Annotated in this window: 13 protein-coding genes; 1 reads left to right on the forward strand and 12 read right to left on the reverse strand. The window is 35.9% G+C overall.

Features of this window, described 5'->3' with window-relative positions; genetic code table 11:
* The first annotated feature begins 14 nt into the window (after positions 1 to 14).
* Entirely contained in the window at positions 15 to 1112 is a 1098-nt protein-coding gene (locus C9J29_RS02635; protein ID WP_090003294.1) for an ABC transporter ATP-binding protein, read from the forward strand.
* Positions 1113 to 1350: 238 nt separating this feature from the next.
* On the opposite strand, the gene C9J29_RS02640 is transcribed toward C9J29_RS02635, so the two are convergent.
* From C9J29_RS02640 to C9J29_RS02695, 12 genes are all read right to left on the reverse strand, one after another.
* Positions 1351 to 2226, reverse strand: coding sequence for an ROK family protein (locus C9J29_RS02640; protein ID WP_090003295.1), 876 nt, complete (start codon positions 2224 to 2226; stop codon positions 1351 to 1353).
* Between the two features lie 99 nt (positions 2227 to 2325).
* Positions 2326 to 3342, reverse strand: a complete 1017-nt coding sequence (locus tag C9J29_RS02645; RefSeq protein WP_237068731.1) for an SIS domain-containing protein — start codon at positions 3340 to 3342, stop codon at positions 2326 to 2328.
* 10 nt (positions 3343 to 3352) lie between these two features.
* Positions 3353 to 4291, reverse strand: a complete 939-nt coding sequence (gene pfkB / locus C9J29_RS02650) for a 1-phosphofructokinase (protein WP_089987223.1) — start codon at positions 4289 to 4291, stop codon at positions 3353 to 3355.
* Positions 4288 to 5130, reverse strand: a complete 843-nt coding sequence (locus tag C9J29_RS02655) for a class II fructose-bisphosphate aldolase (protein ID WP_008174227.1) — start codon at positions 5128 to 5130, stop codon at positions 4288 to 4290. The genes pfkB and C9J29_RS02655 overlap by 4 nt, the downstream gene beginning before the upstream one ends.
* Before the next feature lie 71 nt (positions 5131 to 5201).
* The gene (locus C9J29_RS02660) at positions 5202 to 5933 is read right to left on the reverse strand and encodes a GntR family transcriptional regulator (RefSeq protein ID WP_008174229.1); all 732 of its coding nucleotides are present in this window, start codon (positions 5931 to 5933) and stop codon (positions 5202 to 5204) included.
* A gap of 69 nt (positions 5934 to 6002) precedes the next feature.
* Positions 6003 to 7181, reverse strand: coding sequence for an N-acetylglucosamine-6-phosphate deacetylase (gene nagA / locus C9J29_RS02665; RefSeq protein WP_107921565.1), 1179 nt, complete (start codon positions 7179 to 7181; stop codon positions 6003 to 6005).
* A complete protein-coding gene (locus C9J29_RS02670; RefSeq protein ID WP_237068732.1) occupies positions 7178 to 7846 on the reverse strand; it encodes a YesL family protein in 669 nt (222 codons plus the stop codon). Before C9J29_RS02670 ends, nagA begins: the two co-directional genes overlap by 4 nt.
* Positions 7847 to 8020: 174 nt before the next feature.
* Positions 8021 to 9631 carry an extracellular solute-binding protein gene (locus C9J29_RS02675; protein ID WP_107921735.1) on the reverse strand — a complete coding sequence of 537 codons (1611 nt, stop codon included), beginning with the start codon at positions 9629 to 9631 and terminating at the stop codon, positions 8021 to 8023.
* Between the two features lie 24 nt (positions 9632 to 9655).
* Positions 9656 to 10534, reverse strand: coding sequence for a carbohydrate ABC transporter permease (locus tag C9J29_RS02680; protein ID WP_036226084.1), 879 nt, complete (start codon positions 10532 to 10534; stop codon positions 9656 to 9658).
* Between the two features lie 13 nt (positions 10535 to 10547).
* Complete coding sequence (locus C9J29_RS02685; protein WP_089987225.1) at positions 10548 to 11540, reverse strand: ABC transporter permease; 993 nt, start codon at positions 11538 to 11540, stop codon at positions 10548 to 10550.
* Between the two features lie 18 nt (positions 11541 to 11558).
* The gene (locus tag C9J29_RS02690; protein WP_043989712.1) at positions 11559 to 12710 is read right to left on the reverse strand and encodes a Gfo/Idh/MocA family protein; all 1152 of its coding nucleotides are present in this window, start codon (positions 12708 to 12710) and stop codon (positions 11559 to 11561) included.
* Between the two features lie 821 nt (positions 12711 to 13531).
* Positions 13532 to 14347: a thermonuclease family protein gene (locus tag C9J29_RS02695; protein WP_008174240.1), complete on the reverse strand. Its 816-nt coding sequence runs from the start codon at positions 14345 to 14347 to the stop codon at positions 13532 to 13534.
* Positions 14348 to 14738 lie beyond the last annotated feature (391 nt).

Consider the following 14738-nt stretch of genomic DNA (forward strand, 5'->3'; position numbering starts at 1 on the left):
AAAGGGGATTAAACATGGAGAAAATAGTACTTAATCATATTTATAAAATATATGATGGCGGTGTAACAGCTGTATCTGATTTTAATTTAACTGTTCAGGATCAAGAGTTTATAGTACTTGTTGGTCCTTCAGGTTGTGGAAAATCAACAACATTACGTATGATCGCTGGGTTAGAGGAAATTTCGGAAGGTGATTTTTTAATTGATAACAAGAAAATGAATGATGTGCCATCTAAGGAACGTGATATTGCGATGGTTTTTCAAAACTATGCTCTCTATCCACATATGACAGTTTATGACAACATGGCATTTGGCTTAAAGCTCCGTAAGTTTTCAAAACAACAAATCCAAGAACGTGTCCACAATGCTGCAGCCATACTTGATTTAGAAAAGTATTTAGATCGTAAGCCTAAAGCTTTATCAGGTGGTCAGAGACAACGAGTTGCCCTTGGTCGAGCAATCGTCCGAGATGCGAATATTTTCTTAATGGACGAACCATTGTCCAATTTAGATGCAAAACTACGGGTGCAAATGCGTGCAGAAATTACTAAGCTCCATCGACGATTAAAAACAACGACAATCTACGTAACACATGACCAAACTGAAGCCATGACAATGGCAACACGTCTTGTCGTCATGAAAGATGGTATTGTTCAACAAGTCGGTACTCCTGAAGAAGTATACGGTTTACCTGAAAATAAATTCGTTGGTGGTTTTATAGGCTCACCATCGATGAACTTTTTTAAAGGGATTTTCCATGAAGAAGGGATTCAAATAGGACCTATTTCACTAACCATTCCTGCAGAAAAATCCAAATTATTAGTAGAAAAAGGTTATTTACAAAAAGAGCTGATCTTGGGCATTCGTCCTGAACATATTTATGAAAATTCTTCTGTCAATTCAGAGCCGTTCTTCTCAGCTATTGAAGCAGATATCGATGTAACCGAATTAACAGGGGCTGAGCTGATGTTACATGCACAGTTAAATGGACAGCCTTATATCGCACGTGTAAACTCCGATACTCGAATAACTCAGGGTCAGGTAGCAAAACTACTATTTGATATGTCACGGGCTCATTTCTTTGACTTAGAATCAGAACAGCGTATTCGGTAGAGTAAAAGCTTTATTGAAAGGGATTCAGATAACAAGCCTGTTTCCCTTTTACAGTTCAACATTGGTGTTTTTTTAGCTATTTCGATTAAGTTTTAGAAGGCGAGGCAATTAGTGTTTCTTCATTGTTTGACGAAAAAAACCCAATTTCTCAATATAAGCTATATATAGAAGTTGGGTCTTTGTATGAAATTTTTATCGCTGTAATTTTCCATTTTCCTCATCACGCCACTGTTTTTGATTACTTCAATGCTGCACCATACAGTCCCGTCTCACCTTTATGAATACTACTCTCTATAATTTGCTCTTTCCCTTCAAAAGGAGTATTCAACAGGCGCTGCTGAATTCCGTCTTTAATCAGTTCAATGATTTTCGGCTGATGATTAAAAAAGCCTCCGCCTAATACTATGCAGTGTGGATCAAGCATTAAAATCATTTGATGTAACTGTTTTTCCATGCAATAAATGATTTGCTGCAATACTTTCACCATAATAGGGTCACCCTTGTAATAGAGCTCCATCATATCTTTTAATCGAATATTTGAATTTCCCAGTAATGTTCTTCCCAGCTTTTCTATAGCTGGCCCTGCGACACTTTCTTCTAAAGTTTCACCAGCTTGACCGACAATATTAAAACCTATTTCACCAGCTAATCCTGTTCCTCGTAAAAAATCACCATTAACAATGGTACAACAGGATATCCCTGTACTTAATGTTATATATACCATCGTTTCCTTCCGAAATCCTCTAGCATTATACTCTCCCCAAGTAGCCATATGCACATCGTTATCCATCATAATCTGTGCATGGGGAAAAAATTCAGTTAATCGTTCACAAATAGGAAAGTTACTCCACGGTATATTATTTTGGTAGACGGCTAGACCCTTTTGAACATCAACAATACCAGGTACACCAATACATACCTTAGAAACTTCATTAAAAGAGAGCTTCTTCTCCATACAGAGTATTTCAAAGCTATCAATTAAACAATGGAATAAAGCTTCTTTTGTGGAAATATCACTTGGTACCTCTCTTTTAATTAAAATATGCTGATGTTGGTTGAATAAAGCCGTGGCTAATTTTGTTCCACCAACATCTGCTACTAAAATATGACTCATCCTTACATCACCAGTTCTCCCCACAGAATTTATTTAAATTCAAAATTATCAGAAAGTAATAAGTGGAATAATATCTATTACTTATTGAATAGGTTTTTATTATGAAAGTTTAACGACTTGTGTTAAATTACGTGGTTTATCGGGGTTACGCCCTTTAAATATTGCATGTTGATAAGCTAAAAGTTGAAAGTAAGGGACCGCTTCAACAAGGCGATTTAAATCATCTACTTCTGCTGATAGCTTAAAAATTAAATCTGCTTCTAACTCCTCTGAAGCTATACCAATAATAACAACGAAGCCTCCAAGCTTTTGAATATCCTTCACTAATGCCTGATCATATTCCTTCGTTTCATTTTGTGTAAATATAATAACAACCGTTTCTTTATCAACAATAGAAATTGGTCCATGTCGGAATTCCAGATTTGAGTAACTTTCACATTCCGTTTGAGTCATTTCTTTTAGCTTTAATGTTGCTTCTTTAGCCAACCCATTATAAGCACCTGACCCTAAAAAGATAAAGCGCTTTTTTGAAGCATCTTCCGTCACCTGCGTTAATTGTTGTCCATTGCCTAATGCTGATTGAACAAGAGCGGGGATTTTCTCTAACTGTTCCAGTATATCCGTGCGTCCACTAATTTTCGCAGCATATAATTGCAAGGCGTATAGCATATTAGAAAATGATTGTGTCATGACCACACTTTTTTCTGATATATCATTTAAGGCAATCAATTCATTTGTTAATCTTGCCATAGGTGTGTCACTATTACATGTTACTGCCATAGTACGTATATTTTTCGCACCATTCAAATGCTCTAAGGACATAATAATTTCCGAAGTTGTCCCCGACCGGGAAATTCCAATAATCAGATACTTTTTATGCGTTAAAATAAATGTGTCTGTGTGTAAAAATAACTCAGATGCGGGTACAGCAATGGCAAACGCTCCAGTAACAGTTTGATAATAACGCGCTGCTGCAATCGCTAAATAATAGGATGTTCCACATCCTGTGAAAAGCACTACATCTACAGCATCTTCATTAAAAGTCATTAATTGCACAATATCTTTTGTTCTTTCTAACTTTTGTCCCTGTGCTATAATCTCATTGTAAGTGTACATAAACAAATCCCTACTTCTCTTTTATTTTAGTTATTTGTATCTCCTCTAAGAGTTTTTCCACTGTATCTCTTTGGACTTTTGCAATCTCTTTATGTGCTGCATTCGCTGAGCCACATGCAACAGCCCATTTATATGCCTCTGTATGGTCTGCACCATGTGAGAGCTTATAAATAAGACCTCCTAAAAAGGCATCACCACTTCCTACTGTATTGACCACATTTATCCGTGGTGCATTTACTTTGTAAATCCCTGACGGATGAACAAATAGAGCGCCTTGCTCGCCCAATGAAAAGCATACATGCTCAATGCCTAATTTTTGAAATTTTATACCCACCTGAACTAAGTCTTCATGAGTTAAAGCAGGTCTACCGATTAATTGAGTAATTTCATCCTCATTTGGCTTAATAATGAAAGGTATTGCTGTAATACCTTTTCTCAAAGCCTCGCCACTTGTATCAAGTGCGACTCTAATACCTTTTTCCTTTAATAAATGGATAATCGTTGCATATGCCGTTTTTTGTATACCTTGAGGAAGGCTCCCTGACAATACAAAATAGGTAGCATGTTCTGCTTTAGTTTCAATCCAATTTAACATGTTTATCCATTCTTGCTCATGAATGGTTGGCCCTACCTCTAACAGCTCGCTCATTTCCTTCGTTTGCTGATTAATAATCGTTAAACAAATGCGATTTTCTTCCTCTATTTGTATGAACTCTGTTTGGAGATTTTCTTCCTGTAAAAGCTCGACTATTTTACTTCCATTTAATCCACCAACGAAACCGCCAATATTCACTTCGCCACCAAGTGATGCAATTACACGAGCTACGTTAACCCCTTTCCCACCACCTTGTTGTGATTTCTGCAATACACGATTTGTTTGACCAATCATTAAAGAGTCCAGCTCATATACTTGGTCAATGGCTGCGTTTAAGGTTAATGTAGTAATCATTTTTGTAACATCACAATCTTTTGCTCTACTAATTTAATTAAAGATTCACGTGCAGGAAGGAAATACTTTCTTGGATCATTTTCTGTTGGATGATCATTAAAATATGCTCTTAATTCTTCAGCAAATAAGTCTTTAAGCTCGGTAGAAAAATTCACTTTTGCAATTCCATACTTCAAAGATTCACGTACATCCTCTTCTGGCACCCCAGAGGCTCCATGCATGACTAATGGAATATTAGTAGAGCTATGGATTTCTTGTAAAAGCTCAAATAGCAATTTTGGCTTTTGCTGATACTTACCGTGTGCTGTACCGAAAGCAGGGGCGAATGAATGAATTCCTGTAACTTTCACAAAATGCTCCGCTTGCTTTGGGTCAGTAAAGAATGCATTCTCTTCCTTTACGCTTACACTATCCTCGACACCACCAATTGTCCCAAGCTCTGCTTCAACAGGCACATTTACCGCACTTGCAGCTTCAACTACTTTTTTTACTAATAAAATATTTTCCTCATAAGGTAAGGAAGATCCATCAATCATTACAGAGGTGTAGCCTGCTCGTAAACATTCCATCACAGTATGATAAGATTCGCCATGATCCAAATGTAATGCCACCGGTACTTTTGCCTGTTCCGCTGCTGTTTTTGCCAGTGCAATTAGATAAGGCATCTCTACATATTTATACGTGCTTGAAGTTGTTTGCAAAATTACAGGTGCCCCCACTTTTTCTGCCCCAGCAATTACAGCTTTAATCACTTCTAAATTATGTGCTCCAAAAGCACCGATTGCATAATTATTTTTATAAGCGTCTTCTAACATATCTTTAGTTGTCACTAATGGCATAATAGAATTCCTCCCTCAATGGGTTGTTGGTATAATTTAAAACAAAAATAAATGAAGCAAACGATTAGATTTTAATTTAATTCCGTATAAAAACGGCAACGATCTCCTCTTACAATTGAAATACAGAATTCCACTGGTTTTCCAGAGGTATCAAACGCAGTCCTTTCTAGCAATAAAGCTGGTTTTCCAGCATCTGTTTTCAATAAAGGTGCTTCGTCTTTATTAATAAGGACCGGTTCGAAGGCTTCTCTCGCCCTTACAACAATAATGTTAAAACGTTCGGCTAATAAACTGTATAAAGATGAAGACGTTACTTCTCGTAAAATTTCAATATCCTTAATAAGGCGTAAAGGTAAAAAAGATGATTCCAAAATAATCGGCTCATTATCGGCAAATCGTAAACGCTTCATTTCTACAACTTGTTCATTTTCCTCTAATGCTAAATTCGATCTAACTTTAGTTGAGGGATACACCTTTTGTATTTCTAGTACTTCATCTTTTTGATTAAATCCTTTTTCTTGAATCATGCGACTAAAGCTATAAAACCCTCCAAGAGATTGTTCAAGTCTTGGCTTGGAAACAAAGGTTCCTTTTCCTTGAATACGATATAATTTATCTTCCTTTACTAATTCCTCGATTGCTTTTTTTACTGTATTTCGACTAACATGGAACATCTCCATCAATTGATTTTCCGAGTCAATTTTATCTCCTGGTTTCCATTCACCTGATTGAATTTTCCCAAATAAAATTTGTTTTAATTGATGATATAATGGGATTACACTAGATTGATCTAATAAATGCATCTTTTTTCCTTCCTTCTCTAGGTTTTGTAATCAATATACCATCTATATAATAGGATGCCTATTGATATATCAATCCTTTTCAAAGGCAAAATTCCCTAAGCAAAAAGTTTTTTCTACTTCTCCTTCTTCGTTCAACCAAACGATATCTGCGTCCTTTCCTAGTGCAATAGACCCTTTCCGATTGTCCATGCCTAAATGCTCTGCTTGATTTAAAGAAACAATACGTATTTGCTCAACAAGTGAAAGTGTAAGCCACTCTCCTATGTTTTTCCTTGCGGTATTCATATTTAACACACTTCCTGCTAAGGATCCCGTTTTGCGTTGAATACATTGATTATTCATGACTTCTACTTCATTACCACCTAATTGATACAAACCATCTGGCATCCCCTTTGCACGTATACCATCTGTTATGATGAGCAAACGATTTAAGCCCGTCATCTTGTAAACCATTGGTAGTAGATCTTTATGAAAATGTACATTATCTGGAATTATCTCCACATACACATCTTCCGCTAGAAGTACTGCTCCCACAACACCTGGATCACGGTGGTGTAGTCCACTCATGCCATTAAATAGGTGTGTTACATGGGTAATACCAGCTTTTATTGCATGTTGCGCTGTATCATAGTCAGCGTCAGAGTGACCAATAGATGCAATAACCCCTTTATTAGTTAATTCGTGTAGTAATTCAAAACCGGTATCTTCCTCCGGTGCAAATGTGACAAGACGAATTGAATGATGAGACTTATCATACAAATCATTAAATTGTTGAACATTTGGTTTTAAAATAAAAGCTTCGGATTGAGCCCCTTTTTTAGCTTGACTAATAAATGGACCTTCTAAATGAATTCCTAACATCTCAGGCACTGCTGTTGGTTGGTTTTTATAATAATAGGCAAGTGCCTCAACAGCAGATTCGATCTCAGACATAGGACCTGTCATCGTTGTAGCCAAAAAAGCAGTTACGCCCTCACTTGCTAAGTATTTGGCTATTTTCGAATAACAAATATGGTTCGCATCCATAAAATCATGACCTACAGCACCATGTATATGGATATCGATCATTCCAGGGATGATATAGCCTTTTTGCTGACAGTCTATTACATTCTCTCTTAAAGCGAATGAAGGGCAATTTGCCATTTGATCAATTACTGTAATTTTTCCTTCCGACATTTCTAGAAATCCGTTAGTAATAATTTTATTTTCCATTACGATATTCGCATTAATAATCCATTTTTTATTCATGAGGTGATCCCTCTCCCAGCAGAGTAATATGGTAGATTAGTATGTTCGTCTGCTTCTCTATCATTCTTAAATATATGGGATGACATCCACGTTAAAAATAAGGCAGCTAAACTAACACCGAAAAACGGTATTAAGCCTGGAAAACAGCTATATAGTTTATAAAGAATTATAAGCCCAACAATATTGCTAATCATTTGTAATGGATACGCAATACTAAATATGATGGAAGCAGCAAAGTAGCGCAATATTGGTAAATCATAATGGGCGTATAGCTGAAATATATTCACAACAATCATACCGAACAGTATACTAATAGAAATAAACACTGTGAGTAATAGTAAGCCTAGTAAGCCATGTAACGATGAAACTATTTGAAAATTAATCGTTACAAAGTAGCCAACACTCAGTAAGATCATACCTATTTTATTTGATGGAATAAATTCAACTTTATATGTATTCCAATAGATTTTGACTAATCGTTTTAAGTCATCTTCTCCTTGTAATCTTTTCCGTAAAGTAGTAAACATGGCAACAGTCGCTGGGGCTACTCCAAATAGCAAAAGTCCAAGTAAAGTTAAACCTGTCCATAGTAACTGTAATACTGCTAATAATGTGATCCATTCTACAAACCAGTATAGTTTACCTTTCCACCCTTCCAATTCCATGCCCATTACCTCCCTACGATTCACATATTACTATCTATACATTTTTTGCATTTACACTCTGCTACATCCATCAATAGAAGGTTCAACAAGCGTGCGTCACATAAGCCTAGTTGAATGGTAATCTTTCAGCTTATGTGACCTTCTACTTGTTAAGTTTGAAGAAATTGAACCTCCTTATTTGGAACGGTCATATGCCCCTTGTGCTACTTCCATATAGTCTTGCAAACCCATTTTTTCAATTGTATTCTTATAGTCATTCCATTTATCGAAGCTTTCTTTTCCTGTTATAAAGCTTGCTGTCATTTCATTTACATAGGTTTGAATGTCTGTTAAAACAGCGGACACTCGATCATTTTCTTCCACTGTGAAATTCAAGCCTGGAATAATATCTTCATCCTTCAAAGCATATGGCATGACTTGCTTGGCATTGTTAAGAGAGTTTTCCTTAGCCTCTGCCCCTTGGAAATACTTTTGCGTTACAATCCCAGGATAATAACCACCAGGCCATGTTAAATAATCACTTATTGCTTGGTCTAAATTTTTGCCATCTGGATTATTAGTAATATTGTCGATATATTGAATTGTTTCATCCTCATTTTCTTCGTAAGTGACACCTTCAAAGCCCATAAAGAACATTTTAGCTCCCTCATCACCATATAAATGGTCAATCCAACGAACCATTGCTTCAGGATTTTTTGCTTTATCTGTTACTACAAACATCCCTAGATTCCCAAGACCATTAGACATCGCAGTATATTGTCGATCCCCATTTGGCCCTTCTAACACTTGTGCACCCGTATAACCATCTAGTTTAAATAATTCTTTAGGATCTACTTCACTAAGTATGCCAAACGTTCCTTTAGCTGCTTCTGCCGCAAATTTTTGAGGCTCTGTCGTAAAAACATCCTTATTAATTAAACCTTCTTTATAAAGCTTATTTAAATATTCAAGTAATTGTTTATATTCGTCGGTCGTTGGCACAAATCGGAATTCCTCAGTACCTTCTTTAAAATCTAAATTCAGATTCATCGTTCCTTGTTTGTTCAAGCCAAATGATCCTCTTAAGTAATTAATAATTTGATTCACACCATAACCAGTTCCCCAGCCTTGCTCATCTTGTAAACCATTACCATTCGGATCATTTTCTTTAAATGCTTTTAGTACTTTGTACAAATCATCTGTTGTTTCTGGTGATGGCAAGCCTAGATGATCAAGCCATTCCTGATTAATCCACGGCGCTCCAACGCGAAGTGATGAAAATTTTGGATCATAAATTGTTGGGAAGCCATAAATATTTCCATCTGCCATCGTCACACCCTGCTCGACAGATGGGTATTCTTCTAATAGCTTTTTAAAATTGGGTGCATATTGATCGATGTATTCATTCAACGGTAAAAATACACCTTGTTGACCGTATTTGATTAAATCTGTTTTTGAAAATGCCGATGCAAAAAATATTTCTGGATAATTTCCTGAAGCTAAAAGCAAGTTCTTTTTGTCCGCTAATACCTCCGTCTGAACAGTTGTCCAATTTATATGGATATTAGACATTTTCTCGTATTCTTCCCACAACATTAGTTGATTCCAGTCCTGAGATGCAAAAAACTTTGCTGCAAAACCATCTACTTCAATTTTCTCCTTTGTAATCGGCATATCGGTCGCATTCAAATTATCAATATTATCACTTTTCACTCCACCGGTTGCTTTATCATCCGAACATGCTCCTAGCAAACTTGCAGCTAACATTAGGCTTGTTACGACACCATAAACACGCTTTTTTTTCATTTCCACTTAAATCGCTCCTATTCTTTAACCTTTTAATGAACCAATCATGACACCTTTTACAAAATATCTTTGTAAGAATGGATAAAGCATTAACATTGGTAGGTTAGCAACGATTAAAACTGCGTATTTTAACCCTTCAACGCTAAGTTTTTGAGCTAAAAAGCTTTCTGACGTCGCTTGAATCATATCGTCAGCTTGTCCTTGAATTAATATTTGCCTCAGGATAAGTTGTAGTGGAAACTTATCTTGGTCTTGCAAGTAGATCAATGCCTGGAAATAAGAGTTCCAATGCCCTACAGCGTAAAATAAAACCATGACTGCCATAACAGGTAATGATAGTGGTAGAACGATACTCCATAAAATACGGAAGTTCCCTGCACCATCGATCATGGCCGATTCCTCTAACTCATAAGGAATGGATTGGAAAAATGTCCGCATAATGATGATGTTCCATACAGCTACCGCATTCGGAATAATCATGACCCAAAATGTATTTATCATACCCAAATCACGGATTAATAGATATGTAGGAATTAGTCCCCCACTGAAAAACATGGTGAATACCATAAATGCCATAATAAAGCCCTTCCCTTTTAAGTTTCTACGTGAAAGAGGATAAGCTGCACAAATGGTCATCACGATATTTAGTAATGTTCCAAAGAATGTGTATTTCAAAGTATTGATAAATCCATTAATAATATCTGGATTTTGGAATACTTTTTCGTAAGCCTCCACTGTAAATTCCTTTGGCCATAGCCATAAATCCCCTGAAATGACGTACTCGGGATTACTAAGAGAAGCACTTAAAACAAAAATAAGTGGATACAAAACAACAACTGCTACGATTGCTAAAAAAATATAATTAAAGATAGTAAATGCACGATCGCCCTTTGATTCTTTCATGTCAATCTCTCCTTTACCATAAACTTGTATCACTCACTTTTTTGGCTATTCTGTTAACCATAATAAGGAGGATAAAATTAATGATAGAGTTGAAGAAGCCCACTGCTGCTGAAAAGCTATACTGTGCTTCTAAAATTCCGCTACGATAAACAAAAGTGGATATAACATCTGATGCCGACATATTTAAGTCATTTTGCATTAAAAATACTTTCTCAAATCCAATAGCCATGACAGAACCAACATTTAAGATGAATAAAATGATAATTGTCGGCATAATCGCAGGAATATTAATATGAATAATCCTTTGAAATTTTGATGCCCCATCTATCATTGCCGCCTCATGCTGTGCCGGATCTACGGCAGCCAAAGCAGCAATATATATGATGGAACTCCATCCCATCGTTTGCCAAACATCAGACAGTACATATATGGATTTAAACCAGGCAGGTTCTGAAATAAAATCAATGGGTGTACCCCCAAACAACATAATGATTTGGTTGATCATCCCATCCGATTTTAAGAATAGTAATAGCATCCCAACTACGACTACTGTTGATAAAAAATGTGGGGCATAAATGACTGTTTGTACAAATTTCTTAAAGCGAAGACTCTTCACTTCATTTAATAGCAATGCAATAATGATTGGTACTGGAAAAGATATAAGTAACGTGAATACGCCAATCCCAATTGTATTTTTGATTAAACGCCAAAAATAATAACTATCAAAAAAACGTTCAAAATGCTTTAATCCTACCCACGGACTCCCCATAATTCCCTTTGTAGCAATAAAATCTTTAAAGGCAATTTGCAACCCATACAGTGGGTAATAATGGAAAATCAAAAAGTAAAGTATAACAGGGGCTAGTAAAAAATAAAGCTCCCAATTTTTTTTGATAGATTTTTTCCACTCTACCAGGTGATTTTTCTTTACCTTTGATTGCTTTTTGAAAAAACGTTTTGTTTTAGATGATTTTTCCTCAACAGTTGTTTTATCTAAAAGCGTCATAACTACACCCCCTATTTATCAATGTTGCAGAATGGTAGATTCCTGCTTAATCTCAATAACCTTACCTCCGTTACGAATAGATTCTGTGGCTGCACAGCCCACTGCGACACTCATACGTCCTGCAAATGGCGTTGTCAAAGGTTTTTTATCGTAGAGGATGAGTTCTACAAAATCTTGGGCAATTTTCGGGTCAGCTCCGCCATGGCTACCTTCCTCAGGCTTCATTTCGTACACAACATCACTCAATTCCTCCCAAGAATTTGATTTCCGTGTTTTTAAATAAACTTTATTATTGATATCATCATTTTCGAGACGCCCCTTCGTACCGATAAATGTATAATTTCGCGAATAGTCAGGTGTAAAGTGACATTGTAAATAAGAAGCCTTTATGCCACCTTCCAACTCCATCATGACCATATTATTATCCTCTACATCAATTTCTTCACGGAACGCACATTCCGTAAATGTATGGGCAACATATTCTGGACAAGTTTTTTTCTGATCACAGGTTGGACATGTTAACGTATTAGGTTGATTTCCACCGTAATAATCTAAGCTTCCAAATGCAGATACCTTCTGTGTATATTTCCCTGAAATCCAATGAATGACATCTAAATCGTGTGAGCCTTTTTGAAGTAGTAAGGAGGTTGTATTTTTTGAATTACCATGCCAATCGTGGTAATAGAAATAACCACCGAATCCAACAAAATGACGCACCCATATTGCCTTTAATTCTCCAATGGCCCCTGAATCAATTATGCCTTTCATCGTTTGATACATACTCATATAACGCATATTAAAGCCAACCATCAGATGCTTTCCTGATTTTTCCCAAGCATCTAATATTCGATCGCAGCCTTCCACCGTAATAGCTAATGGTTTTTCCGCATACACATGCTTACCCGCTTGTAAACAAGTAATAATATGCTCCTCATGTAAATAATCTGGCGATAAAACCGCAATGGCATCGATGTCATCTCTTGTTAATAACTCTTTATAGTCCTTTGTTAAAAATAAGGGTGTATCAAATTTTTCCTGAAATTTTTCTAAACGTTCCTGAGAAATATCGGCTAGTGCTACTATTTCTGATTCCCCATTAGGTTTATGCCAGTATTGTGCCAATCCCCCCCTTAAGCCAGCTCCAATCACACCTATTCGTATTTTCTTCATGTTAGTTCCCCCTCGTTTCATCCTTGTGCCTCTGTATATCTTAAACGTTTGCAACAAAACTTATATTACCCAAAACAACACGACTACACGTCAACACGTTGTAGGTACAAGTTAATATATAATGAATATTCAAAAAATTTAACTGGAATAAATATATAATTCCAATACTTAGTATGTCAATACCCTAGATTATGGTTGCTTGTATGCACCAACTGCTATCAACATGAGTTGACCCATCCTAAAATTTAGAACATATACCGCTTCTTCAAGAGCTCAATCTACCACTCCATTTGTTTAAATTTTTTTCTGACATGCCAAGTTCTTCGGCGGTACCCTAGCTATTTTAACAATCACCCCTGTTTGACCTAAGCAAAAAATTATCTGAGTTCAGGAGTTGACCTGACTCAGATATTTTAGTAGGAACATTATCTTTCAGCCACCTTAAAGCCTGTATCTTGAGCTTCTTTAACTGAACGATAAAGTTAATATAATTTTTAAGCTTAAAGAAATTAAGAAGCTTGTATCAAGGACTTTACTATAAATTGAGGTATTAATTCTCGATCCCTTAGAAACTGCTGATAAATTTGAAGGAGATATTAATTTCAAAGAAGTTTATAGCCGTTTTTTTCCTTTTGATAAACCCATTCCCGCAGTCGAAGTCATAAAATTGTATTATCTAGACAAATAACACAAAAAAAGGAAGATGGTTTCTCTCAACATAGAAACCATCTTCCTTTTTTCACTTAAGTTTTCCCTGGTGCTCGTTCATACTTCTTAGCGTAAACACTGAACATGCCGCTAGAAGTATGTAATGCCTGATTTTATTGCTTAGCAGGAATAAACCCAGCGGCTTTCGCTTCTTCTTCCGTACAGAACATCTCTTCTGCTATTGTATTCTCATAGTCCCGTTGCCCTGGCATATGATAAATTTTATTACCCTTGGAGTTAATATTTCCTTTGATTTCGCAACTGCCCTTGTTGTTATTGGTATTCGATTTATCCTCAACTATGTTAGACTGATTTCCATTTTTTATAGCAGCATAATATACATCTTTATCGTATCCACGATTTGTTACATAGTCTTCAACTGACCATATCCCAATAGCCGACTGTTGTGCAGTTTTTTGAATGGATTTAAACCAATCTACATGCTTCGTATTTGGATCATATATATAGGCCACTCGTGCTAATCCATTTTTCAATAACTGCTCCTGAACACTTATACCTTCTTTCGTATAAATATAGGCAAGTAGTCTTTTATATTTATCACGATAAGAAACGTCAAATTCTAAATAGACTGTATCCAGACCAGCTAATAGTTGCTTAGTAAATTCTTTAGCTTCTGGTCCGTACGGTTGCTCTCCTAATGTCTCATGATTAGTTTCCGGGGTATCCACAAGTAAAAAGCGAACTTTTTCAGAGCTACCGTTATATTTTATCCTTATTGTGTCCCCGTCAATTACACTTTCTAGTTCATATTCTTCAAACTTACTTACATCGTGTTTCTCTGCGTTTTCTATCGTTGAAGATATTAGATCTCCCATATCTCCAGTCTTAATACTATTCGTACTAGTTTCTTCTGTGCATGCACTCAGAACCCATATAGAAATGAATAAAACAAAAATAATTTTCTTCAAATTTACACTCTACTTTCTAATTTATATCCCTTACAATTAAAAATCTCCGGAGTTAACTAATTATTTTTTCATAAATGGTTTCCTTCTCCCATTGCAAGATTGCTCCTGTAACGAATGAAAAGCCTTCAGTCATTGTAACAACTGAAGACTTTTATACATATATTTATTTAAATATTAAATATAAAACAACAGCCAAAATAATTGTTCCACTAGTTATTAGCGTTTTAATATCTGATTGTTTCACTTTTATCTCCCTCAGCTATTTATTTACACTAATCATAACATGTCCTAGCCCTTTTTATATAGATTCAAAATTATTCTAAACAAAAAGATTATGTACAGTAACTACATAATCCCCTCGTAACAAATATATATTTTTCTATAATTCTTT

It is taken from the genome of Lysinibacillus fusiformis (assembly GCF_003049525.1).
Lineage (GTDB): Bacteria > Bacillota > Bacilli > Bacillales_A > Planococcaceae > Lysinibacillus > Lysinibacillus fusiformis.

Bases quoted from the DNA above. Each gene is read 5' to 3' on its own strand.
- C9J29_RS02635 (WP_090003294.1), top strand. From the start codon at position 15: ATGGAGAAAATAGTACTTAATCATATTTATAAAATATATGATGGCGGT.
- C9J29_RS02640 (WP_090003295.1), bottom strand. From the start codon at position 2,226: ATGAGTCATATTTTAGTAGCAGATGTTGGTGGAACAAAATTAGCCACG.
- C9J29_RS02645 (WP_237068731.1), bottom strand. From the start codon at position 3,342: ATGTACACTTACAATGAGATTATAGCACAGGGACAAAAGTTAGAAAGA.
- pfkB (WP_089987223.1), bottom strand. From the start codon at position 4,291: ATGATTACTACATTAACCTTAAACGCAGCCATTGACCAAGTATATGAG.
- C9J29_RS02655 (WP_008174227.1), bottom strand. From the start codon at position 5,130: ATGCCATTAGTGACAACTAAAGATATGTTAGAAGACGCTTATAAAAAT.
- C9J29_RS02660 (WP_008174229.1), bottom strand. From the start codon at position 5,933: ATGCATTTATTAGATCAATCTAGTGTAATCCCATTATATCATCAATTA.
- nagA (WP_107921565.1), bottom strand. From the start codon at position 7,181: ATGAATAAAAAATGGATTATTAATGCGAATATCGTAATGGAAAATAAA.
- C9J29_RS02670 (WP_237068732.1), bottom strand. From the start codon at position 7,846: ATGGAATTGGAAGGGTGGAAAGGTAAACTATACTGGTTTGTAGAATGG.
- C9J29_RS02675 (WP_107921735.1), bottom strand. From the start codon at position 9,631: ATGAAAAAAAAGCGTGTTTATGGTGTCGTAACAAGCCTAATGTTAGCT.
- C9J29_RS02680 (WP_036226084.1), bottom strand. From the start codon at position 10,534: ATGAAAGAATCAAAGGGCGATCGTGCATTTACTATCTTTAATTATATT.
- C9J29_RS02685 (WP_089987225.1), bottom strand. From the start codon at position 11,540: ATGACGCTTTTAGATAAAACAACTGTTGAGGAAAAATCATCTAAAACA.
- C9J29_RS02690 (WP_043989712.1), bottom strand. From the start codon at position 12,710: ATGAAGAAAATACGAATAGGTGTGATTGGAGCTGGCTTAAGGGGGGGA.